The organism is Kribbella sp. NPDC049227 (assembly GCF_043197265.1).
Classification (GTDB): Bacteria; Actinomycetota; Actinomycetes; order Propionibacteriales; family Kribbellaceae; genus Kribbella.
Window position 1 is genome coordinate 510651 of the sequence record NZ_JBICST010000009.1, and the last position, 22663, is coordinate 533313.

The window sequence follows — 22663 nt, forward strand, 5'->3', positions numbered from 1 at the left end:
GTCAGGCGGCGTCCAGGGTGGCGACCTGGTCGGCGGTGAGTTCGAGGTCCAGGGCGGCGTACGAGTCGCGGATCGTCTCCGGGCGGCTGGAGCCGGGGATCGGGACGACGTGCGGGGACTTGGCCAGCAGCCACGCGAGCGTGACGCGCTGCGGGCTGACACCGAGGTCGGCGGCGATCCGGTGGAACGCGGGGTGCTTGCTGCCGAGCGCGCCGGCGTTCGAGATGCCGCCGAGCGGCGCCCAGGGCAGGAACGCGATGCCGAGCTCGTCGCACAGCTCGAGCTCCGGCTCGCTGGACCGGAACGCCGGCGAGAACTGGTTCTGCACCGAGACGAGACGGCCGCCGAGGATCTCGTTGGCCTGCTTGATCTGGGCCGGGTTCGCGTTCGAGATGCCGGCCATCCGGATCTTGCCGGCGTCGAGCAGGTCGCGGATCGCGCCGATGGAGTCCGCGTACGGCGTCTTCGGGTCAGGCCGGTGGAACTGGTACAGCCCGATCGCCTCCACCCCGAGCCGCTTGAGCGACTCGTCCGCCGCTTCCTTCAGGTGCGCCGGCGACCCGTCCACGGTCCAGCTGCCGTCACCGGGCCGCTGGTGGCCGCCCTTCGTCGCGACCAGGACCTTCGAGGTGTCGCCGCCGTACGACGCCAGCGCCTTGGCGATCAGGGACTCGTTGTGGCCGACGTCGGTCGCGGTCAGGTGGTACGCGTCGGCGGTGTCGATCAGCGTGATGCCGAGGTCGAGCGCCGCGTGGATGGTCGCGATCGACCGGGCCTCGTCGGGCCGGCCCTCGATCGACATCGGCATGCCGCCGAGCCCGATCGCGCTGACCTCGACGTCGCCGATCCGGCGGGTGTGGTTCGTCTGAGCTGCCATGTCTCCAACGTCCCGCGTGCGGGTCGCCGATTCCAACAGGAATCTCCGCACAGACTCAGCACTCCTGGTGCTGAATCGATGTCAAGGGGTTACCTTTCGAACGGTAGTTACGTAAGAATGTGACGCAACTCGACCCTCCCCTGGATCGGAGCCCGCCCGTGCCTCCTCCTCCCACCCGTCGTACCTTCCTCCAACTGACCGGCCTGAGCGCCGCCGCGGTCGCCATCGGCGTCGCCGCACCGGCCGGCGCCGACGCCACCCCGGGACGCCCGATTCCGTCCGGCGCCTTCGCACTCGGCGTCGCCTCCGGCGATCCACGCACCGACGGTTTCGTCCTCTGGACCCGACTCGCCCCGACGCCGCTGGCCACCGACGGCCACGGCGGCATGCGCGCCGACCACGTGCCGGTGCAGTACGAAGTCGCCGAGGACAGCCAGTTCAAGCGCGTCGTACGCCGGGGTCTCGCGATCGCCACCCCCGAGCTGGCGCACGCCGTACATCCCGAGGTGCGCGGTCTGCGGCCGGATCGCGAGTACTTCTACCGGTTCCGCGCCGGCAGTGAGCTCAGCCCTGTCGGCCGGACCAAGACGCTGCCGGTCCAGGGGTCGCAGTTCACCTTCGCCACCGCCTCCTGCCAGGCCTGGTACCACGGGTACTTCGCAGCCCATCGCGACATCGCCCGCCGGGCGCCGGACGCGGTGTTCTTCCTCGGCGACTACATCTACGAGTACGGGATCGTTGCCGGCGACAACCTCTGGCGTGAGGGCGTCTCGGTCGGACCCGAGCACGGCGTGGAGATCGAGACACTGGAGCAGTACCGGTTGCGGTACAGCCTGTTCAAGACCGACCCGGACCTGCAGGCCGCGCACGCGGCCGCGCCGTGGTTCCTGGTCTGGGACGACCACGAGGTGCAGAACAACTACGGCGCCGACAACTCGCTGTACGGGATCCCGCCGGAACTGTTCGTGCATCGCCGCGCCGTTGCTTATCGCGCGTTCTACGAGAACGTGCCGGTCGCTCTGGACAGCCTGCCACACGGACCGGACGGTCAGCTCTACCGGCGGTACGACGTCGGATCGCTCGCGCGGGTGCACCTGCTCGACACCCGGCAGTACCGCGACCCGCTGCCGGTGGACGAAGCCGATCGCGTGTCCGAGCAGCGCACCATCATGGGCGCCGAGCAGGAGAAGTGGCTGTACGACGGACTCCGCCATTCACCCGCGACCTGGAACGTGGTCGCTGGCGGTGTCGTCCTCAGCGCGATCACGGACGACCGGACCGAGCAGTGGGACGGCTATCCGGCGAACCGGCGCCGGGTGCTCGAGGCAATGGGCCAGGCCGGCACCTCGGTCATGCTCACCGGCGACATCCACCGCCACGTGGCATCCGAACTGAAGCTGGACTTCGCGAATCCGGACTCCCGGACGGTCGGCGTGGAGTTGGTGTGCTCGTCGGTCGGCTCCAACGGGGACGGCACCGACACGGACCAGTACGCGCAGGACTGGCTCCAGCACCCGTACGTGAAGCTCTACAACGCGCGCCGTGGGTATGTGCACTCGACCTTGACCCGCTCCGACCTGACCTCGGAGTTCGTCACCTTCCCCTACATCCAGGCCGACGCCAACGCCGAACCGCGTGTGGTCGCGACCTTCCGCACGCCCGCTGACGATCCTCGTCTGGAGGCACTGTGATGAATCGTCCTCCCGCCGTCACCCAGCTTCGTGGCACCGGCGACATCGGCACCCTCACCCTCGACTGGAAACCGGTGTCGTGGGCAACGGTTGTCGACCACTACGCCGTGTACGTCGCCGACCCCGGATCCACGGCGTACACCCTGCTGGGCAAGACCGTCTATCCGCACTTCGTGCATCGCGGACTCGGATTCGCCGGCGTCAACAGGTCCTATCGGGTGGTGACAGTGGATGCTGCGGGCAACAGGTCGCAGCCGTCGCGATCCCTTGCCGCTGCGAGCAAGACGTCCGTGACGATATCCGGTCAGCCAATCGCGCGAGTCGGCGTGTACGACGGCAAGGGCTCGGAGCTGGCGTTGTCACCCAAGGGGTACGCCGAATACCCGGTGCGCTTCCCCTCGGACGTCGACTACACCTACGGCACTTCGGTTCCTTCGGCCGACTGGTCGTACCTGTTCCCCGGGCCGGCGGACAAGTGGGCCGGAACGAAGATCCACACGGTGAAGTTCCGGTTCGACCTGACCGCGGTGCCGGAGCAGGATCTCGACCTGGCTCTGTGGCTGATCGACAGCCACGCCAGCATCCCCGGCTCCGCCGTACTGTCCGTCAACGGCACTGAGGTCGGGCGGCTGGCGTTCGCGAACGGCGCCACCAAAGGTTCGACGATCGCCGACAGCACCTACCCCGGTTCACCGCTCAAGCCGTCGTACCTCGAGACACCGTTGCCCAAGGCACTCTTCCGGACCGGTCAGAACGTGATCGAGCTGGTGAAGGACGAGGGCTCCTGGATCGCCTACGACGCCTTCGGGGTCTATGCCCGGAAGTGAGCTCAGCCGGGCACGTCGAGTCGTTGGGTGCCGACCACCGACAGCAGCCGCAGTGCTTCCTCCGAAGGCGAGCCGGGGGTCGCGGTGTAGATGATCACCTGCTGGTCGCGGTCGGGGATCGCGAGGGCATCGCAGTTCACGGTCACCGTACCGACCACCGGATGCTCGAAGGTCTTGCACAGAGTGGGCTCCGCGAGCACGTCGTGCGCCTCCCACAGCCGGGCGAACTCGTCGCTGCCCGCGAGCAGTTCGGCGATCAGCTCCTGGGTCTCCGGATCGTCCGGGTACCGCGCTGCCGTCGCCCGGAGGTGGTTCGCCGCACTCCGGGCGAACAGCCCGGCGTCGGAGACCGAGTACAACCGGCCTGAGCTCGGCGGCGGACCGAGGAACGCGCGCCGGATCAGGTTCCGATCCCGTCGGGAGAGGAGTGAGAAGTCCTCCATCAACGCCGTCGCCAGGTGGTTCCAGGCGATCACCTCGTACGACGCCGACAGGACGATCGCGGCCGCGTTCGGCAGCCGTTCCAGCAGGTCGAGGATGCTCTGCCGGACCTGGCGCGGCGGGCCCGGCGGCGGCGCCACCGGTACACCGGCCAGATCATGGAGGTAGTTGCGTTCGGCATCGCCGAGGCGGAGTGCGCGGGCCAGCCCGGCGAGCACCTCACCGGACGGATGCGGCGCCCGGGCCTGTTCCAGCCGGGTGTAGTACTCGGTCGAGATGTACGCCAACTGGGCCACTTCCTCGCGGCGCAGTCCCGGCGTACGGCGGCGCCGGCCGGCGGGCAGCCCGACGTCGGACGGCTTGATCCGTTCACGTCTGTTGCGCAGAAAGGCTGCCAGCTCCGGCTTGTCCACGCGTCCAGTCTGCCGCGTCGCGCGAGCTTAGCCAGGTACTACCGGTGTCTGGTTACGGCCGCCGCCGGCGCCCAGGCTCGACGGCATGGACAAACTGCTTGAAGGAAGAGTCATCTTCGTCACCGGCGCCGGGCGTGGGATCGGTGCCGCGGCCGCTCGGCTGTTCGCCGCCGAAGGGGCGCAGGTGATGCTCGCCGCCCGGACCGAATCGGAGCTGGCGGCAGTCACTCGCGAGATCGGTGCGAATGCGGCGTACATGGTCGCTGACCTCGCCGATCCCGACGCGGTCCACGCCGCGGTCGATCGTGCAGTCTCGGAGTACGGGCGCCTGGACGGTGCCTTCAACAACGGCGCGATCGGCATCCCACCCGGACCGATGGACCAGATGAGCGTGGACCAGTTCGACCAGGGGTACGCCATCAACCTCAGAGGGCTGTGGACCGCGATGGTCGCCGAGGTCGCGGCGATCCGGGCGACCACCGGACACGGGAGCATCGTCAACACGTCGAGCGTCGGCAGTCTCGCCGGGAACCCCGCACTGCCGGCGTACGGCGCGCTGAAGCGGGCCGGCAACAGCCTCACCGAGTCGGCCGCGATCACCTACGGCCCGGAGAACATCCGGGTCAACGCGATCGCTCCGGGGACGACGCTGACCGAGATGCTGCACGCCTGGGACCATGCCACGCCCGGCATCATCGACAGCCTGAACGCGCGGACGCCGCTGGGCCGCGCCGCCCAGCCTGACGAGATCGCGCAGGCCGCCGCCTGGCTGCTCAGCGACCGGTCGTCGTACGTGACCGGCACCGTGCTGCGTGTCGACGGCGGCCTGGCAGCCTGACCTCAGCTTGCGTGCACGCGTGGGTCGCGGTCCTCGACGACGTACGTCGCGCGGGTACTGATCGGAGCGTTCGGGGTCTGGACGTAGGGGACGACGCGGAAGTCGGAGCGCCACTGCTTCTGGTTCACGGTGACGCGGACGTAGCCGCGCTGGTTGTTGAAGAACTTCAGGTGCGGGTTGGCCGCCAGGAACTGCTGGCCCTGGTCGGTCATGTCGGCACCGTCGCCGCCGCTGGTGATCGACGTACCGACGAACTCGGTGCCGACGTTGCGCGAGTCCGGGTCGGCGAAGTCACGCTTCAGCTCGAGGGCGTAGTTCTGGTGCCGATCGCCGGTGATCACCACCAGGTTGCGGACACCACTGTCCTGCGCAGTCGCGAGCACCTTGTTGCGCTCGGCAACGTAACCGTCCCACGGGTCCAGCCAGACGTGGGTCTCCGGACCCGGCGTCCAGTCGGTCTGGCCCATCGGGGTCTGGTTGCCGATCACCTGCCAGCGGGCGTGCGACCGGCGGAAACCGTCCAGCAGCCAGGCGCGCTGCTTGCCGCCGAGCATGGTGTTGTCCGGGTCGAACCGGTCGTCGCAGGTGGACGAGTCGCCGTCACCGCACGGCTGGTCCGAGCGGTACTGGCGGGTGTCCAGGATGGTGAAGTCCGCCAGCCGGCCGTACGGGAGCCGCCGGTGGTAACGGATGTTCGGGCCGGACGGCATCTGCTCGTGCCGCAGCGGCATGTTCTCGTACAGCGCCTGGAAGGCCTGGGCGCGGCGGGCCCGGAACACGACCGGGTCCTGGTCCGGCTCGGTGTCGACCTGGGAGATGTCGCCGGCCCAGTTGTTCTCCACCTCGTGGTCGTCGAACGTGTGGATCCACGGGTGGGCGGCGTGCGCGGCCTGCAGCGGGGCCTCGGTCTTGTACAGCGAGTACTGCAGCCGGTAGCGGGCGAGGTCGAACGTCTCGGTGTGGAAGCGCGGGTCCGTCGTCACCCCGCGCTTGTTGGTCTTGACGCCGGACTCGTACAGGTAGTCGCCGAGGTGCACGACCAGGTCGAGATCCTCCTTGGCCATGTGGTCGTACGCCGTGTAGTAGCCGTCCTGCCAGGCGTTGCAGGACGCGAACGCGAACCGCAACTCGCGCGGCGAGGTGAACGGATGCGGCGTGGTCCGGGTCCGGCCGGTCGGCGACACCTCGCGGCCGGTCCGGAAACGGTAGTAGTACACGGTGTCGGGCAGCAGGCCGCGGATCTCGGGGTGGACCGAGTGGCCGAGCTCGGGGGTGGCGACGACGCTGGACCGGCGGACGATGTGCCGGAAGTGCTCGTCCCGGGCGACCTCGTACTCGACCCGGACCGGCCGGGCGGGCATCCCGCCTTTCCCGTCGACGGCGTACGGGTCGGTGGCGAGCCGGGTCCAGAGCACGACACCGTCGTACTGCGGATCACCCGAGGCGATGCCGAGCGTGAACGGGTTGCCGCTGCCGGCCGGAACGGCGTACGTCGTCGAGGCGTCCCAAGCCCCGGTGCCGAGCAGTACGGCGGCAGTGCCCGCACCACCCAGGCCGAGGAAGCGACGGCGGGAGACTGACATGGTTCCTCCAGATGAAGGGCGGATCAGGTGGGGGAAAGCGCGGCCAGTCTTCAGTCACCGCATGTCGGCTACTTGTCGCGTAGTTGGTCGGTAAGTTAACGCCGCTGCCCGATGCGTCGATCACCCGGCACGATAGGTCCATGCAGATCGACGAACGAGTACGACGAGCCCGCCCCGACGACGTCCCCGCGCTCGTGGAACTGGTGTACGGCCTGGCCGAGTACGAGCGAGCCCCCGACGAGTGCCACCTGACCGCGGACCAGCTGCACACCGCACTCTTCGGCGAGAGCCCCGCCGTCTTCTGCCACGTCGCCGAACACGAGGGCGCGGTGGCTGGATGCGCCCTGTGGTTCCTCAGCTTCTCCACCTGGCGCGGCGTCCACGGCATCTACCTCGAAGACCTCTTCGTCCGCCCCGAAACCCGCGGCACCGGCCTGGGCAAAGCCCTCCTCACCGCCCTGGCCCAGGAATGCGTGACCCAAGGCTACGAACGCCTCGAATGGTCCGTCCTCAACTGGAACACCCCCGCCATCGACTTCTACAAGTCCCTGGGCGCCCACCCCCAGGACGAATGGACCATCTACCGCCTGACCGACGAACCCCTCACCCACCTCGGCTCGTAGCCTCCGGGCCGGCGACGCGCCCGGAATAGGCGCGGGGGGTCTGGCCGTTGGGTCGGTGTCTTGGTTGCTACGAGGAGGTGTTTGGTGGAGGACTTGCGGGCGCTCAGTTATGGGCTGGGGCAGCAGTACTTCGAGGAGCGGGATTATCGGGGGGCTATCCGGGCCTTGCAGCCGGTGGTGGAGGAGACGCCTGAGGATGTGGGGACCCGGTTGTTGCTGGCTCGGGCCTACTATCACGCGGCGTTGCTGAAGCCGGCTGAGGAGCAGTTGCTCGAGGTGCTCGAGCGGGAGCCGACCGAGTACTACGCGCACCTGATGATGGCGCGGACACTCGAGCGGCAGTCGCGGGCCGAGGAGGCCGGCAAGCACCGCCGGATCGCGGCGGCGCTCACCGGTGACGACGAACTACTCAGGCCTCACAGCGCCTGACGTAGGGCGGCGCTGCCACCCAGAACCATCGCGCGCACATGGAGGACCACTGGTTCATCGCGCGCGTCGGCGGCGGTGATCTGCCTGAGCCCTGGGCGTCCGCGCCGGCAAGGGTCCCGTGACGCTTCGCCGCTCTCCGCACACCTGGCCTGACACGGGCGTGATGGAATGACAGACCGGGGATTGGCGTTGACGTGGGCATCGGTAGTTTAATAGTGAACTATCTGCCCCAGTCGAGGAGGACAGATGCAGTTCGGTGTGTTCACCGTCGGTGACGTGACCGAGGATCCGACCACCGGCACGACCGTGAGCGAGGCCGAGCGGATCAAGGCGATGGTGGCCATCGCGCTGAAGGCCGAAGAGGTCGGCCTGGACGTGTTCGCCCAGGGTGAGCACCACAACCCGCCGTTCGTGCCGTCGTCGCCGACCACGCAACTCGGCTTCATCGCCGCGAAGACGTCGAAGATCATCCTGTCCACCGCGACGACCCTGATGACCACCAACGACCCGGTGAAGATCGCCGAGGACTACGCGATGCTGCAGCACCTGGCCGACGGCCGGGTCGACCTGATGATGGGTCGCGGCAACACCGGCCCGGTGTACCCGTGGTTCGGTCAGGACATCCGCAACGGCATCGGGCTCGCGATCGAGAACTACGCCCTGCTGCGCCGGCTCTGGCGTGAGGACGTGGTCGACTGGGAAGGCAAGTTCCGTACGCCGCTGCAGGGCTTCACCGCGACACCGCGGCCGCTGGACGGCGTACCGCCGTTCGTCTGGCACGGGTCGATCCGCTCGCCGGAGATCGCCGAGCAGGCCGCGTACTACGGCGACGGCTTCTTCCACAACAACATCTTCTGGCCGGTCTCGCACACCCAGCGGATGATCGAGCTGTACCGCAAGCGCTTCGAGCACTACGGCCACGGCGCCGCGGACCAGGCGATCGTCGGCCTCGGCGGTCAGGTGTTCATGCGGAAGAACTCGCAGGACGCCGTCAACGAGTTCCGGCCGTACTTCGACAACGCGCCGGTCTACGGACACGGCCCGTCCCTGGAGGACTTCAGCCGGGAGACCCCGTTGACGGTCGGCAGCCCGCAGCAGGTGATCGAGCGGACGCTGACGTTCCGGGAGCACTTCGGTGACTACCAGCGGCAGCTGTTCCTGATGGACCACGCCGGGCTGCCCTTGAAGACCGTGCTGGAGCAGCTGGACATCCTCGGCGAAGAGGTGGTTCCGGTACTGCGGAAGGAGTTCGCCGCCAAGCGGCCGGCGCACGTACCCGACGCGCCGACGCACGCTTCACTGAAGGCCGCGGCCGAGCGGGCACACGACCTGGAGACGATCCCGGAGCCGGCCGGATCGGTCGAGGAGACGAGCCGATGAAGGAACGCGTAATCGCCGTGGTGACGGCCGGGCTGACGACACCGTCGTCGTCCCGGCTGCTCGCCGACCAGCTGGCGGCCGCCGTCCGGGACGAGCTGTCCGGGCGCGGGATCGAGTCGCGGATCGAGCTGATCGAGGCCCGCGACCACGCGCACGACCTGACGAACAACCTGCTCACCGGCTTCCCCTCGGCCGAGCTGGAGAAGGTCCTCGCCACGGTCGCCGGGGCGGATGCTCTGATCGTGGTCTCGCCGACCTTCAGTGCGTCGTACTCCGGGCTGTTCAAGATGTTCTTCGACGTACTCGACGACCAGGCATTGGCCGGCAAGCCGGTCCTGCTCGCGGCGACCGGCGGGACCGAGCGCCACTCGCTGGTGCTCGAGTTCGCGCTGCGTCCGCTGTTCGCCTATCTGAAGGCGATCCCGGTCCCGACCGCCGTGTACGCCGCGTCCACGGACTGGGGTCCGAACGCGACGACGCTGCGGCCCCGCATCACTCAGGCCGCGACCGAGCTGGTCGCCGCCCTGCAGCACGAGACGCCGGCGCACGTGGATCCGTACGACAACCCGACGCCGTTCGAGGACCTGCTCAACAGCTAGGACCGCTCGTCGATGAGCAGTGAGATGCCGTCGAGGATCCGGGTGAGGCCGAAGGACAAGGCGTGCGCGGGGTCGATGACCGACTGGAACTGTTCGCCGACCGAGGTGCCGACCCGTCCCGCCACCGGGAAGTGCTGAGCCGCGCCGGACATGACGCGGGTCAGGGTCGGCGAGATCTGCCGCCACCACTCCTCGTCGGACAGCCCGGACTCGCGCTGCGTGCGGAGCTGTTCGGCTCCGGCGCGGGCGGTCCCGTGAACGTGCGTGAGCACCAGGGTCAGGGCCGAGTCCATCTCGACGTCGGTCAGCCCGAGGCCGTCGAGGGGCCGTAGCTCGGCCTCGTACTTGACGGTGATGTTGGGGCCGAGCGCGTTGCGCATGGTCGGCACGTCGTGGATCCAGGGGTGCTTCGTGAGCACATCCCAGTTGCGCCGGGCGATGAACTCCAGCGCTCCACGCCAGCCGCCGGGCTGGCGCGACGGTTCGTCGGCGTCGGCGTACAGGTCGCCGTACACGCTGTCGAACATCAGGTCGGTCAGCTCGCCCTTGCCCGGGACGTGCGTGTAGAGCGACATCGTCCCGGCCTTCAGCTGCTCGGCGACCATCCGCATCGAGACCGCGTCGAGCCCTTGGGCGTCGGCCAGGTCGATCGCCGTGTCGACGATCGCCCGCACGGTCAGGCCGGACCGGCCGGGCTTGGTGTGACTGCCCCACAGCAGCGCCAGACTGCGCGCCGGATCGGGCGCGGACACCTTCTTTCCTGCCAACGGAACTAACTCCAGCCGCTCGTCGTTGTCCCGATCGTACCTGAATCGTACAGTGTACGGTACACTCTACGACTCAACCTGGGCGAGAGGTGGGAAGTGACTACGGAACGTGTGATCGAGGCCGTCGGCGTACGGAAGAACTACCGGGGCGGCACCGAGGGGGCGGGGCTGAACGGTTTCGACCTGGAGGTCACCGCCGGCACGGTGACGGGGCTGCTCGGCCCCAACGGCGCCGGCAAGACGACGGCGGTGCGGATCCTGTCCACACTGCTCGAGATGGATTCCGGTACGGCGACGATCGCGGGGTACGACGTCCGTCGGCAAGGAGCGGAGGTACGGCGCCGGATCGGGCTGGTCGGGCAGTACGCCGCGATCGACGAAGTACTGACCGGGCGGCAGAACCTGGTCATGTTCGGCCGGCTGAATCACCTGGGCCGCACGGCCTCGGTACGCCGGGCCGACGAGTTGCTCGAGCGGTTCAGCCTGACGGAGGCAGCCGGTCAGGCGGTCAGCAAGTACTCCGGTGGGATGCGGAGACGACTCGACCTGGCGGCGAGCCTGATCGTGGCGCCGGCGGTCCTGTTCGTGGACGAGCCGACGACCGGGTTGGATCCGGCCGGGCGGCTCGAGGTGTGGTCCGCCGTACGGCAGTTGGTGGACGGCGGGACGACGGTGTTGCTGACGACGCAGTACCTGGAGGAGGCGGATCAACTGGCGAACCGGATCTCGATGCTCAAGGCAGGGGTGGTCGTGGCCGAGGGCACCCCGGACGAGCTGAAGACGCAGCTCGGCTCGGACTGGCTGGACCTGGTGCTGGTCGATCCGGCCGACGTGCAGCGGGTGGTCGCGTTGGCCGGGCCATTGGCGGACGGAGACATTCGGATTGCCGACAATCGGATCAGTGTGCCGGTGAAGGACCGCACCAAGGCCCTCGTGGTGATGGCCAACTCGTTGCATGAGGCAAAGATCGAGCCGGAGGACATCACCTTGCGCAGGCCCACGCTGGACGAGGTGTTCCTGCACCTGACCGGGACGGAGGTGGCGGCATGACTGCGTTCGGCTGGGCGCTCGCGGATGGTTGGACGATCGCGCGGCGGACCTTGACGCACTGGCGGATGCAGCCGGGGCTGGTGCTCTTCTCCTGGTTCTTCCCGGTGCTGATGCTGCTGATGTTCGGCGGGCTGCTCGGCGGCGCGATGGACTTCCCCGACGGCGAGTCGTACTACGAACTGCTCGTGCCGGGGATCTTCGCGCTGTCGATGCTGTTCGGGCTGGAAGGCACGATGACCGCGGTCACCCAGGACCGGGACAAGGGGGTGACCGACCGATTCCGCTCGCTGCCGATGAGCTCGACGGCGGTCGTCCTCGGGCGGTGCATCGCGGACATGCTGGACTCGGTGGTGACGCTGATCGTGCTTGCCGCGGCCGGGCTCGCGCTCGGCTGGCGGTGGCATGACGGACTGCCGGCCGCGGTGGCCGCGTTCGGGTTGCTGTTGCTGCTGCGGTTCGCGTTGCTGTGGATCGGGATCTTCATCGGGCTGTCGGTGAAGAACGCTCAGAGCGTCACGATGGTGCAGGTTCTGGTCTGGCCGATCGGCTTCCTGTCCAGTGCGTTCGTCGCCACGTCCACGATGCCGGCCTGGCTCGGCACGATCGCGCAGTGGAATCCGTTGTCGGCCACAGCCACCGCGTCGCGTGCCCTGTTCGGCAATCCCGATCCCTCGGCGACCGCCACCTGGATCGGCACCCATGCCGAGATCGCGGCGATCATCGGGCCGCTGGTGCTGACCGCGGTGTTCCTGCCGCTGTCGGCGCACCGCTACCGCACGCTCTCCCGGTAGAGATGCCTGTGGGGCTCCGGCGGCATACCGCTGGAGCCCCACTCTAGAGCTTGCCTATGGCATCAATTGGCCGCCGTTGACCTCGATGATCTGGCCGGTGACGTACGACGCCATCCGCTCGGAGGCGAGGAACAGGATGGTGCCGACGCACTCGTGCGGGGTGCCGGTGCGCCCCATCGGGATGGTGCCGATCATCGCGTTCATCTGCTCGTCGCCGGTGTGGCGGTCGTGGAACGGGGTCTTGATCACGCCGGGCGAGATCGCGTTGACGCGGATGCCGTCCGGTGCGACCTCCTTGGCCAGGCCGCGGGTGAAGGTGCTGACCGCGCCCTTGCTGGTCGCGTAGACGACCGAACCGCCGCCACCGCCGTTCCGGCCGGCGATCGAGGTGACGTTGATGATCGACCCGCCGCCCTGCGCGCGGAACACCGGCACGATCTTGCGGCTGACGGCGAACACCGACGTCAGGTTCACGTCCAGGATCCGGTGGAACTCCTCGTCGGGTACGTCGGTCACCGGGGTCCGCTTGACCAGGTCACCGGCGTTGTTCACGAGTACGTCGATCCGCCCGTGCTTCGCCAGCACGTCGTCGATCAGCTTCCCGGCCGCCGCCGGATCCGCGAGGTCCGCCTGGTGCAAGGACGCCGTACCGCCGGCCGTCTGCACCGCGCCGAGCGTGTGCCTGGCTCCCTCCTCGTTCTGGTGGTAGTGCAACGCCACCGCGGCTCCAGTCTCCGCGAACCCCACCGCCGCCGCGGCCCCGATCCCGCTGCTGGCCCCGGTCACCACCACGACCTGATCCCTGAAATCCAGGTATCCCATGCGCCCCATCCTCCCCCGATCACGCCGGGGAACGCGCCGTGGGCTGGTTCCAACCGGCGCGGCCGGGGGTAGATTTTTTGGATGGGATACGCGCTGGGGCGGTTGGATCTTCGGCGGTGGCGAACGGGGGACGCGCTGCGGCTGACGGCGGCGCATCGCGATCCCGAGATGGCGAACCAGAACGGGATCGTGGACCGGGCGTCCGCGGTGGACTGGATCGGGCGCGTGGCGGACCTCGACAACGGGCACGTGTACGCCGTCGCGGACGCGGACGACCACCCGATCGGGTGTGTGGCGGTGACGAACATCGACCGGCACCAGGTCGGCTGGACGTGGTACTGGACCCTCGCCGAGGTCCGCGGCCAAGGCGTCGCCCGGGACTCGCTCCGCGCCCTCGCCAACTGGGCCCACCGAGAGGCGGGCCTCTACCGCCTGGAGCTCGGCCACCGCACCAACAACGCGGCCTCGTGCGCGGTCGCCGCCGGTGCCGGTTTCCTCTACGAAGGCGTCGAACGCCAGCGCCTCGCGTACGACGGCACCCGGTACGACGTCGAGCGCCACGCCCGCCTCGCCACCGACCCGCTCAACCCACCCCAACGCCCAGTAACCGTCACCATCTGAGCCATCAGCCCGCCGGCGGCTGCAGAACGCAGAACTCGTTCCCATCCGGATCGGCGAGAAGATGCCAGGTCCAGCCGGACTCGACGATGGGTTCCTCGGTCAGCTGCGTCGCCCCCAACGCACGCACCCGACTCACCTCGGCGGACAGGTCCGGCGTCCGAAGGTCCAGGTGCAGACGGTTCTTGCCGAGCTTCCGATCGTCCGTACGCTGCAGCAGAACCTCGCAGCCACGCCCGTCACCCGGAATCAAACTCAGGTACGCCGCCGACGAGCCGCCGGCACGGTCGTAGCCCAGGACCTGACACCAGAACTCGGCGGAACGATCCAGGTCAGACACATCGACCACGATCGCCAGCTCGCCGTGGGAGTACCGCTGCACCTCGCGATCAACCATGCGATCAACCATGCGGCGACCCTACTGATCAGAGCGTGAGCTTGGGGTGGCGGTTGACGTCTTTGTAGAGGAGGTAGCGGAAGCGGCCAGGGCCACCGGCGTAGCAGGCCTGCGGGCAGAAGGCTCGGAGCCACATGAAGTCGCCCTCCTGCACCTCGACCCAGTCCTTGTTGAGCAGGTAGACGGCCTTGCCTTCCAGCACGTAGAGGCCGTGCTCCATGACGTGGGTCTCCGGGAACGGGATGACCCCACCAGGCTCGAAGCTGACGATGTTGACGTGCATGTCGTGCCGCACATCGTCCGGATCCACGAACCGCTGCGTCTTCCACCGCCCATCGGTGTCCGGCATCGCCACACCCTCGACGTCCACCTCGTTCGTCACGAACGCCGGCGGTACGTCGATCCCCTCGATCCGCTCGTACGCCTTCCGCACCAGGTGGAACCGCGTGACCCGATCGCTCACGTTCCGCACGGTCCAGTCGACACCCGGCGGCACGAACGCGTACCCACCCGGCCCGAGCTCGTGCTTCTCGCCGTCCAGGGTCACCGTCACGCTGCCCTCGACCACGAACAGCACCGCCTCGGCGGCCGGATCCGTCTCCGGTCTGTCGCTCCCGCCACCGGGAGCGACCTCGACGATGTACTGCGAGAACGTCTCCGCGAACCCGGACAACGGCCGCGCGAGCACCCACAACCGGGTGTCCTCCCAGAACGGCAGCCGACTGGTGACGATGTCCCGCATCGTGCCGCGCGGCAGTACGGCGTAGGCCTCGGTGAAGACGGCGCGGTCGGTGGTGAGGTCGCTCTGGGCAGGCAGACCGCCCGTCGGGGAGTAGTAGCTCATCCTCGGTCTCCTCGGTTCAGCAGCCGTCCGCGGGGGCCGGCTTCGATGTCGACGGGAACGCCGCGGAGCCAGGTACGGCGAACCACGCCGTCGAGCGGGCGATCGGCGTACGGCGTGATGGCGTTCTTGTGCTGCAGGGCGGTCGGGTCGACGACGAAGGTCTCGTCGGGCGCGAGCACGCAGAGGTCGGCGTCGTACCCGACCTCGATCCGGCCCTTGGTCCTCAGTCCGGCCTGCGCGGCCGGCGCCTGGCTCATCCAGCGCGTGACATCGGCCAGGGTGAAGCCGCGCTTGCGCGCCTCGGTCCACACCGCCGGCAGTCCGAGCTGGAGCGACGCGATGCCACCCCAGGCGGTGCCGAAGTCGCCGGTGTCGAGGTGCTTGAGGTCGATCGTCGACGGCGAGTGGTCGGAGACGACCAGGTCGATGACGCCGTCGCGCAGGCCGTCCCAGAGGCGTTCACGGTTCCCGGCCTCGCGGATCGGCGGGCAGCATTTGAACTGCGTGGCGCCGTCGGGGATGTCCTCGGCGATGAAGGTCAGATAGTGCGGACAGGTCTCGGCCGTGATCCGTACGCCGTCACCGCGGGCCGCGGCGAGTAGCGGGAGGACGTCGGAGGAGGAAACGTGCAGGATGTGCACCCGGCAACCTGTCGCGCGGGCGAGTTCGATGACGTGGGCGACGGCTTCGGTTTCCGCCGCACGGGGGCGTGAGTGCAGGAAGTCGAGGTAGGTCGCGCCGTTCGGCGGTGGGGCATCGTCGATCCGGTGGGCGTCCTCGGCGTGGACGATCAGCAGGCCGTCGAAGGCGCTGATCTCTCGCATCGCCGCCTGGAGCTGCGCCTGATCGAGCGGCGGGAACTCGTCGACGCCCGAGTGCAGCAGGAAGCACTTGAACCCGAAGACTCCAGCTTCGTGCAGCGGACGCAGGTCGGGGACGTTGCCCGGGATCGCGCCGCCCCAGAAGCCGACGTCGACGTACGCCTGAGTCTGAGCGGTCTTCCGCTTCACCTCGAGCGCCGGTACGTCGCACGTCGGCGGGATGCTGTTCAGCGGCATGTCGATGATCGTGGTGACCCCGCCGGCCGCGGCGGCCCGGGTCGCGGAGGTGAAGCCCTCCCAGTCGGTGCGACCCGGATCGTTGACGTGGACGTGAGAGTCGACCACTCCCGGCAGCAGCACCTCGTCGTCGGCCAGGTGTACCTGCTCGGTGGCCGCGAGGTCGGCGTCGTACGGCGCGACAGCGGTGATCCGCCCGTCCCGGACGCCAACGGCACACGCCCGCTCGCCCGCGGAGCTCACCGCCCGGCGAGCCCGGATCACGAGGTCCAGCGCTGTCATGCGTCGCCCCTCTCACTTGCTGTCATCGTAGGTGGTCCGCCGCGATCCGCTCCCCGAGTCGCTGCAGCAACGGCACCGGTTCCGCGATACACCGCCGTACGTCGGGCTCCAGGTCTGTCAGGGCGTACGCCGCGGCTACGCCGGCTGATCGCAGTCGCTCAGGGTCCAGCTTGTTGCTGCCACAGACCGCCACCACCGGGATGCCCGCTGCGGCCGCCGCGACTCCGGCGACTGCCTTGCCGTGCAAGGTCTGCTCGTCGAGCGCACCTTCTCCGGTGATCACGAGGTCGGCCCCCTGGAGCTGCTCGTGGAAGCCGACGAGCTCGAGTACCAGCTCGATCCCTGGTCGCAACTCCGCCCCGAGGAGGGCCAAGGCTGCGAAACCCACTCCCCCGGCGGCGCCGGCTCCCGGGGCATCACGGAGGTCCTGCCCGGTCTCCCGAGCCACCAGATCGGCCCAGCGCGCCAGGGCTGCGTCGAGCTCCTTCACCTGACCGGGATCGGCGCCCTTCTGCGGGCCGTAGACGGCGGCAGCACCAGTTGCCCCGGTCAACGGGTTGTCCACGTCGCACGCCACCACCACCTCGACGCCGTCCATACGTTCCCGAAGGGCACGCAGGTCGAGCGCGTCTGTGCCACCCAGTGCAGTGACGATCCCGACTCCACCATCGGTTGACGCGCTACCGCCGATGCCCAGGATCACGCGGGTGCAGCCGTCGTCGATGGCGGCGGCTATCAGCTCGCCGGTTCCGCGTGAGGTTGCGGTCATCGGGGCTGGCACGCCACCCGGCAACCGGACCAGGCCCGAGACGTCGGCCAGCTCAACGACCGCAACGTCGTCGCGGCGGGCGAAGCCGGTCTTGACTGGTTCGCCGGTGGGGCCGGATGCGGTCACCGGCACCAGGTGGAAGCCGGCCGCGACGGCGGCGGCCAAGGTGCCGTCGCCGCCGTCGGCCACCGGAACGGAGACCACAGTCAGGTCCGGGAGAACCCGGCGGAGGCCGGCGCCGACCGCGGCGGCGACCTCCGCACTGGTGAGACTTCCTTTGAATTTGTCCGAAGCAACTATTGCCTGAGGCATCAGTCGAGCAGGGCGAGGGCGGTCGGGGCGTCGTCCGGGCTCTCGGCCAGGTCCTCGAACTCGACGATGTTGTCGATCTCCAGACCCATGGACACGTTCGTCACGCGCTCGAGGATGACCTCGACCACGATCGGGACCTGGTGCTCGACCATCAGTTTCTTGGCCTGCTCCAGCGCCGGCAGGATCCCGTCCGGCTCGAACACCCGCAGCGCCTTGCAGCCGAGTCCTTCGGCGACCTTCACGTGGTCGACGCCGTACCCGTTGAGCTCGGGGCTGTTGATGTTCTCGAACGACAGTTGCACGCAGAAGTCCATGTCGAACCCACGCTGTGCCTGCCGGATCAGCCCCAGGTACGAGTTGTTCACGACCACGTGGATGTAGGGGATGTTGAACTGTGCCCCGACCGCCAGCTCCTCGATCAGGAACTGGAAGTCGTAGTCACCCGACAGTGCCACGACCGTGCTGTCCGGATCCGCGACCGCAACCCCCAGTGTCGCCGGCACAGTCCATCCGAGCGGGCCGGCCTGACCGGCGTTGATCCAGTGCCGCGGCCGATACACGTGCAGCATCTGAGCAGCCTGGATCTGCGACAGTCCGATGGTCGACACATACCGGGTGTCGGGACCGAAGGCCCGGTTCATCTCCTCGTAGACGCGCTGCGGCTTGACCGGCACGTTGTCGAAGTGCGTCTTGCGCTGCAACGCCGTACGACGCTTCCGGCACTCCTCGGCCCACACGGACCGGTCCGCCAGCTTCCCCTCGGCAGCCCACTCGCGCGCCACCTCGACGAACACCTCGAGCGCGGCGCGGGCGTCGGACACGACGCCGTAGTCCGGCGCGAACACCCGTCCGATCTGCGTCGGCTCGATGTCGACATGAATGAACTTCCGCTGGCCCTTGTACACATCGAGGCCGCCGGTGTGACGGTTCGCCCACCGGTTGCCGATGCCGAGCACCAGGTCCGAGGTCAGGAAGGTCGCGTTGCCGTACCGATGCGACGTCTGCAGCCCCACCATCCCCGCCATCAGCGGGTGGTCGTCGGGCAGCGCACCCCAACCCATCAGCGTGGGTACGACGGGGATCCCGGTCAGCTCGGCGAACTCGACCAGCAGGTCCTCCCCGCCCGCGTTGATGATCCCGCCACCGGCGACGATCAGCGGGTGCTCAGAGGTGGCCAGCATCTCCAGCACCTTCTCCGCCTGCGCCCGGGTCGCGGCCGGGCGCGGCACCGGCAGCGGTTCGTAGGTGTCGATGTCGAACTCGATCTGGGCCTGCTGGACGTCGACCGGCAGATCGATCAGCACCGGTCCGGGACGACCCTCGCGCATCAGCTGGAACGCCTTCTGGAACGTCCCCGGCACCTGCGCGGCCTCCATCACCGTGACGGCCCATTTCGCGACCGGCTTGGCGATCGAGGCGATGTCGACCGCCTGGAAGTCCTCCTTGTGCAGCTTCGCCACCGGCGCCTGTCCGGTGATGCACAGGATCGGGATCGAGTCGGCCGAGGCGGAGTACAGGCCGGTGATCATGTCGGTGCCGGCGGGACCCGACGTACCGATGCAGACTCCGATGTTGCCTGCGCGCGCCCGGGTGTAGCCCTCGGCCATGTGCGAGGCAGCCTCGACATGGCGGGCCAGCACGTGCTTGATGCCGCCGTGCTTCTTCATCGCGCTGTAGAAGGGGTTGATCGCGGCCCCGGGCAGACCGAATGCTTGCGTCGAGCCCTCCTTCTCCAGGATCAGGACCGCGGCGTCGACCGCGCGCATGCGGGCCATCAGTCCGTCGCCTTCCCGGACAGACGCTCGACTCCACGGAGCAGAGCGGAGTGGTCGAGGCCGCCGTCGCCGTTCGCCTTGGCGGACGCGACGAGCTGGGCGACGAGCGCACCCAGCGGTACGACGACTCCCGCCTCGCGAGCGGCGGCGGTGACGATGCCCATGTCCTTGTGGTGCAGGTCAATCCGGAAGCCGGGCTGGAAGGAGCGGGACAACATGTTCTCCTTCTTCTGGTTCAGTACCGCGGATCCGGCCAGGCCGCCGCCGAGGACCTCGAGGGCTGCCTTGGTGTCGACGCCGTACGCCTCCAGGAAGATCACGGCCTCGGACACCGCCTGGATGTTGGCGGCGACGATCAGCTGGTTCGCGGCCTTGACCGTCTGGCCCGAGCCGCTCGGTCCGACGTGGACGACGGTCTTGCCGACGACGTCGAACAGCGGCTTGGCGACCGCGAAGTCGTCGGCCTCGCCGCCGACCATGATCGACAGCGCGGCGTTCTTCGCGCCGGCCTCGCCACCGGAGACCGGGGCGTCGAGCATCCGGAAGCCCAGCGCCCGCGCCTGCTCGGCGAGCTGCTGCGTGACGTCCGGCCGGATGCTGGAGAAGTCGATGATCAGCGTGCCGGTCTCGGCCAGCTGGAAGACGCCGTCCTCCCCCTCGAGCACCTGCTGCACGTCGGGTGAGTCCGGGACCATCACGGCGACCACGTCAGCGTCCTTGACCGCGTCGGCCAGCGAGGTCGCAGCACGACCACCGGCCGCGACGAGTTCGTCGGCGCGCTCCGGGCTGCGGTCGAAACCGGCGACCGTGTGGCCGGCGTTGGCCAGGTGCACGGCCATCGGGTTGCCCATGATGCCTAGGCCGATGAAGGCGATGTTCGTCATGTCTGTCTTCTCCTATGCAGTGGCCGGCCGGCGCTCGCGCGGCAGCCAGCCGAAGCTCTCGTCGGTGGTGGTGGACGGCTTGTACTCGAGGCCGACCCACCCGGCGTACCCCTGGTTCTCGAGGTCGGCGAGCTGCCGGTCGAGCGGCAGCGATCCGGTGCCGGGTTCGTTGCGGCCGGGCGCGTCGGCGATCTGGACGTGCGCGATCCGGTCCGCGTGGCCGGCGATCACGCGATCGACGTCGTCGCCGTTGACCGCGAGGTGGTAGAGATCCGCGAGCAGTCCGACGTTCGGTACGTCGTACGCCGTCTGCACGCGATCGATCACGGCCAACGCGTCGGCCGCGGTGCGCAGCGGGTACCGCTCGGCGCCACTGACCGGCTCGATCAGCACGGTGCCACCGATCCGGGCGGCCGCGCGGGCGGCCAGACCGAGGTTCTCGACGGCGAGCTCGTCCTGCTCGGCCGCCGTCTGGTCGTCGACCCGGTTGCCGTACAGGGCGTTGAAGGCCGGGCAGCCGAGCCGCTCACCGATGCCGATGGTGGCGTCGATGTTGTCGCGGAACTCGCCCGACCGCTTCGGCCAGGAGACCAGCCCGCGATCGCCCCCGGGCATGTCGCCGGCGAAGAAGTTGAGGCCGACCAGCTGGACGCCGGCGGCCTCGATCGCGGCGACGAAGGCGTCCGCGTCGGTGTCCGACGGCACCGCCTCGGCGAACGGCCACCAGAACTCGACCGCGCCGAAGCCCGCCCGCCGGGCGGCCGCCGGTCGCTCCAGCAACGGCAGTTCGGTGAACAGGATCGAGCAGTTCACCGCGTAGCGCAGTGCGTGACTCATGGCGCCCCTTCCTCTTGACTTCCGTATTGTGGAAGTTTGTTTCTGTTCTGCGAAATGACCATAGGATGCCTGGAAAGGACGCGTCAAGGTTTGAGTGGCCGGTCCGCCGTTGTACGTTCCTGTCAGGACCGGGCGATCGGGCCAGAGGAGGTGCGCCGTGCTGGTGTCCGAACTGCTCGACGCGCCCGAGCTGGGCCTGCGCCTGCTGCACGCGCCCGACGGCACGCTCGATCGCCCGATCGGGCGGCTCGTCACGACCGACCTGCTGGAGCCGGGCCGGTACCTGAACGGCGGCGAACTGGTGCTGACCGGCCTGGTCTGGCGCCGTACCGAGGCCGACAGCGAGACCTTCGTGGCGTCGGCGGCCGGACGTGGCGCGGCCACGATCCTGGCCGGCCGCGCGCTCCTCGACCGCGTTCCCGACGACCTGCTCGATGCTTGCCGTCGGCATCAGATTGCGCTGGTCGAGGTGCCGGTCGAGGTCGCGTTCGCGGACGTGACGGAGTACGTCGCGGCCGCGGGTGCAGCCGAGACCGGAGCGCGGCTGTCCGCCAGCCTGGTCCGGCAGCGGCAGTTGCTGTCCTCGATCGCCGCCGGCCGCAGTCTCGACGAACTGGCTGCCCGTATCTCCGCGGAGATCGGGCATGCCTGCAGAGTCATCACGCCGACCGGGCGGCACGTCGTACCTGGTCCGGGTGAACTGGACGACGCGACGCTGGACGCCGTCACCCGGCAGTTTCTGATCGCGGATCGGATGCCGGCGGTCGCGGCCGTGGGCGACGCGTCGTACAGCCTGTTCCCGATCGGGTCGGGGCTCGACAACCGGCTGACGGCCTGGGTGCTGCTGATCGAAGGCGACCATCGGGAGTGGCCGCGCGATCACGTCGAAGCCGTGCAGGAGTTGTGTGCTGTCGCCGCGCTGGATCGCGCCCGGCGGGACGAAGGCCGACTCGCCCTCCGGCCGCTGGTGTCGGACGCGTTGGCGCTGGTCGAGTCCGGCGGTCCGCTCGCCGAGGTCGCGATTCGCTTGCGGCAGGCCGGTGCGCAGTCGGATCGGCCGATGGTGGTCGCGGTCGCCGAACTCCGCGACGAACCGCGCAACGACATCGCGTTCAGCGTTTTCGAAGACGTGGCGTTGACCGTCGGTCCGGCCGTGGTCGCGGCCGGCCGGGACGATCTGCTGGTCGGCTTCCTGCCGTCGTCGCCGGGCCTGCCCGAGCAGCTGCGCCGATCCTTCGCCCGGCTTTCACCTGGGCTCGGGCGCGGGAGACTGTCGGTCGGAGTCAGCGGTGAGACAGGCGTCGACGCCTTGGCCGGTGCGCTGGAGGAAGCGCGATTCGCCCAACGAGCCGCGCAGGCGGGCCGAACGCCGGTGTCGGTGGTGACCTCGGACGAGGTGGCGTCGCATGTGTTGCTGCTCGCAACATTGCCCGACGACGTACGCCGTACTTACACCCATCGGGTTCTCGGGCCGGTGCTCGAGCACGACCGTCGTACGAACGCCGAACTGCTTGCCACGCTGCGGGAGTTCCTCGCCTGTTCGTGTTCCTGGGCGCGTACGGCGGAGTCGATGCACCTGCACGTCAACACGGTTCGCTACCGGATCGAACGCGTAGAGCAACTGACCGGACGCGATCTGTCCCAGTTGGAGGACCGTGTCGACGTGTTCCTCGCACTGAAATCGCTGTGAACGCGGCGGTTTGGGTGATCACACAGATTCACGTGGTCTGAACCCCCGCATCTTCGGAGGTTCACC

General features: G+C 68.8%; 23 protein-coding genes. 11 read left to right on the forward strand and 12 right to left on the reverse strand.

Translation table 11 applies throughout. The features are described from left to right. Window position 1: 1 nt before the first annotated feature. Window positions 2-877, reverse strand: coding sequence for an aldo/keto reductase (locus tag ACGFH6_RS39040; RefSeq protein ID WP_393394915.1), 876 nt, complete (start codon window positions 875-877; stop codon window positions 2-4). Window positions 878-1035: 158 nt separating this feature from the next. On the opposite strand from ACGFH6_RS39040, the gene ACGFH6_RS39045 reads away from it, so the two are divergent. Together ACGFH6_RS39045 and ACGFH6_RS39050 are read left to right on the forward strand one after the other, a co-directional pair. Next, window positions 1036-2568 (forward strand): alkaline phosphatase D family protein, encoded by a 1533-nt coding sequence (locus ACGFH6_RS39045; RefSeq protein WP_393394918.1) that lies wholly within the window; start codon window positions 1036-1038, stop codon window positions 2566-2568. Next, window positions 2568-3395 (forward strand): polysaccharide lyase family protein, encoded by an 828-nt coding sequence (locus ACGFH6_RS39050; RefSeq protein ID WP_393394921.1) that lies wholly within the window; start codon window positions 2568-2570, stop codon window positions 3393-3395. The genes ACGFH6_RS39045 and ACGFH6_RS39050 overlap by 1 nt, the downstream gene beginning before the upstream one ends. A 2-nt stretch (window positions 3396-3397) precedes the next feature. On the opposite strand, the gene ACGFH6_RS39055 is transcribed toward ACGFH6_RS39050, so the two are convergent. Beyond that, entirely contained in the window at window positions 3398-4249 is an 852-nt protein-coding gene (locus ACGFH6_RS39055; RefSeq protein ID WP_393394924.1) for a helix-turn-helix transcriptional regulator, read from the reverse strand. Window positions 4250-4334: 85 nt separating this feature from the next. Here ACGFH6_RS39055 and ACGFH6_RS39060 point away from each other — a divergent pair, with 85 nt between their 5' ends. Continuing rightward, window positions 4335-5087, forward strand: coding sequence for an SDR family NAD(P)-dependent oxidoreductase (locus tag ACGFH6_RS39060; protein WP_393394927.1), 753 nt, complete (start codon window positions 4335-4337; stop codon window positions 5085-5087). A gap of 2 nt (window positions 5088-5089) precedes the next feature. On the opposite strand, the gene ACGFH6_RS39065 is transcribed toward ACGFH6_RS39060, so the two are convergent. After that, window positions 5090-6670 (reverse strand): alkaline phosphatase D family protein, encoded by a 1581-nt coding sequence (locus ACGFH6_RS39065; protein ID WP_393394930.1) that lies wholly within the window; start codon window positions 6668-6670, stop codon window positions 5090-5092. Window positions 6671-6810: 140 nt separating this feature from the next. On the opposite strand from ACGFH6_RS39065, the gene ACGFH6_RS39070 reads away from it, so the two are divergent. The 4 genes from ACGFH6_RS39070 (at window position 6811) to ACGFH6_RS39085 (ending at window position 9701) form a co-directional block, all read left to right on the forward strand. After that, window positions 6811-7293 (forward strand): GNAT family N-acetyltransferase, encoded by a 483-nt coding sequence (locus tag ACGFH6_RS39070; RefSeq protein WP_393394933.1) that lies wholly within the window; start codon window positions 6811-6813, stop codon window positions 7291-7293. Between the two features lie 84 nt (window positions 7294-7377). Continuing rightward, complete coding sequence (locus ACGFH6_RS39075) at window positions 7378-7722, forward strand: tetratricopeptide repeat protein (protein WP_393394936.1); 345 nt, start codon at window positions 7378-7380, stop codon at window positions 7720-7722. A gap of 246 nt (window positions 7723-7968) precedes the next feature. After that, entirely contained in the window at window positions 7969-9102 is a 1134-nt protein-coding gene (locus ACGFH6_RS39080) for an LLM class flavin-dependent oxidoreductase (protein ID WP_393394939.1), read from the forward strand. Continuing rightward, window positions 9099-9701 (forward strand): FMN reductase, encoded by a 603-nt coding sequence (locus ACGFH6_RS39085; protein ID WP_393394942.1) that lies wholly within the window; start codon window positions 9099-9101, stop codon window positions 9699-9701. The genes ACGFH6_RS39080 and ACGFH6_RS39085 overlap by 4 nt, the downstream gene beginning before the upstream one ends. Here ACGFH6_RS39085 and ACGFH6_RS39090 read toward each other — a convergent pair. After that, a complete protein-coding gene (locus tag ACGFH6_RS39090; protein ID WP_393394945.1) occupies window positions 9698-10453 on the reverse strand; it encodes a TetR/AcrR family transcriptional regulator in 756 nt (251 codons plus the stop codon). The two genes, ACGFH6_RS39085 and ACGFH6_RS39090, sit on opposite strands and share 4 nt — an antisense overlap. A gap of 111 nt (window positions 10454-10564) precedes the next feature. Between ACGFH6_RS39090 and ACGFH6_RS39095 the strand changes: the two genes are divergently transcribed. Beyond that, complete coding sequence (locus tag ACGFH6_RS39095) at window positions 10565-11518, forward strand: ATP-binding cassette domain-containing protein (RefSeq protein ID WP_393394948.1); 954 nt, start codon at window positions 10565-10567, stop codon at window positions 11516-11518. Next, entirely contained in the window at window positions 11515-12309 is a 795-nt protein-coding gene (locus ACGFH6_RS39100; protein ID WP_393394951.1) for an ABC transporter permease, read from the forward strand. Before ACGFH6_RS39095 ends, ACGFH6_RS39100 begins: the two co-directional genes overlap by 4 nt. 54 nt (window positions 12310-12363) lie before the next feature. Here the strand turns inward: ACGFH6_RS39100 and ACGFH6_RS39105 are convergent, their stop codons facing one another. Further along, the gene (locus tag ACGFH6_RS39105; protein WP_393394954.1) at window positions 12364-13131 is read right to left on the reverse strand and encodes an SDR family NAD(P)-dependent oxidoreductase; all 768 of its coding nucleotides are present in this window, start codon (window positions 13129-13131) and stop codon (window positions 12364-12366) included. 81 nt (window positions 13132-13212) lie between these two features. Between ACGFH6_RS39105 and ACGFH6_RS39110 the strand changes: the two genes are divergently transcribed. Continuing rightward, entirely contained in the window at window positions 13213-13752 is a 540-nt protein-coding gene (locus ACGFH6_RS39110; protein WP_393394957.1) for a GNAT family N-acetyltransferase, read from the forward strand. A gap of 4 nt (window positions 13753-13756) precedes the next feature. Here ACGFH6_RS39110 and ACGFH6_RS39115 read toward each other — a convergent pair whose 3' ends face one another. The 7 genes from ACGFH6_RS39115 to ACGFH6_RS39145 are packed head-to-tail and all read right to left on the reverse strand — an operon-like array spanning window position 13757 to window position 20907. Beyond that, window positions 13757-14158 (reverse strand): VOC family protein, encoded by a 402-nt coding sequence (locus tag ACGFH6_RS39115; protein ID WP_393394960.1) that lies wholly within the window; start codon window positions 14156-14158, stop codon window positions 13757-13759. A 16-nt stretch (window positions 14159-14174) separates the two neighbouring features. Next, window positions 14175-14990 carry a bifunctional allantoicase/(S)-ureidoglycine aminohydrolase gene (locus tag ACGFH6_RS39120; RefSeq protein WP_393394962.1) on the reverse strand — a complete coding sequence of 272 codons (816 nt, stop codon included), beginning with the start codon at window positions 14988-14990 and terminating at the stop codon, window positions 14175-14177. Next, window positions 14987-16330, reverse strand: a complete 1344-nt coding sequence (allB, locus tag ACGFH6_RS39125; RefSeq protein WP_393394965.1) for an allantoinase AllB — start codon at window positions 16328-16330, stop codon at window positions 14987-14989. The genes ACGFH6_RS39120 and allB overlap by 4 nt, the downstream gene beginning before the upstream one ends. Before the next feature lie 22 nt (window positions 16331-16352). Then, on the reverse strand, window positions 16353-17411 hold the full coding sequence (locus tag ACGFH6_RS39130) for a glycerate kinase (protein ID WP_393394968.1): 1059 nt from the start codon (window positions 17409-17411) through the stop codon (window positions 16353-16355). Beyond that, window positions 17411-19186 carry a glyoxylate carboligase gene (gene gcl / locus ACGFH6_RS39135; protein ID WP_393394971.1) on the reverse strand — a complete coding sequence of 592 codons (1776 nt, stop codon included), beginning with the start codon at window positions 19184-19186 and terminating at the stop codon, window positions 17411-17413. Before gcl ends, ACGFH6_RS39130 begins: the two co-directional genes overlap by 1 nt. Then, a complete protein-coding gene (locus tag ACGFH6_RS39140) occupies window positions 19186-20070 on the reverse strand; it encodes a 2-hydroxy-3-oxopropionate reductase (RefSeq protein WP_393394974.1) in 885 nt (294 codons plus the stop codon). The genes gcl and ACGFH6_RS39140 overlap by 1 nt, the downstream gene beginning before the upstream one ends. Window positions 20071-20082: 12 nt before the next feature. Further along, on the reverse strand, window positions 20083-20907 hold the full coding sequence (locus ACGFH6_RS39145) for a hydroxypyruvate isomerase family protein (RefSeq protein WP_393394976.1): 825 nt from the start codon (window positions 20905-20907) through the stop codon (window positions 20083-20085). Window positions 20908-21064: 157 nt separating this feature from the next. Here ACGFH6_RS39145 and ACGFH6_RS39150 point away from each other — a divergent pair, with 157 nt between their 5' ends. Next, complete coding sequence (locus ACGFH6_RS39150) at window positions 21065-22597, forward strand: PucR family transcriptional regulator (protein ID WP_393394978.1); 1533 nt, start codon at window positions 21065-21067, stop codon at window positions 22595-22597. Window positions 22598-22663: the final 66 nt, after the last annotated feature.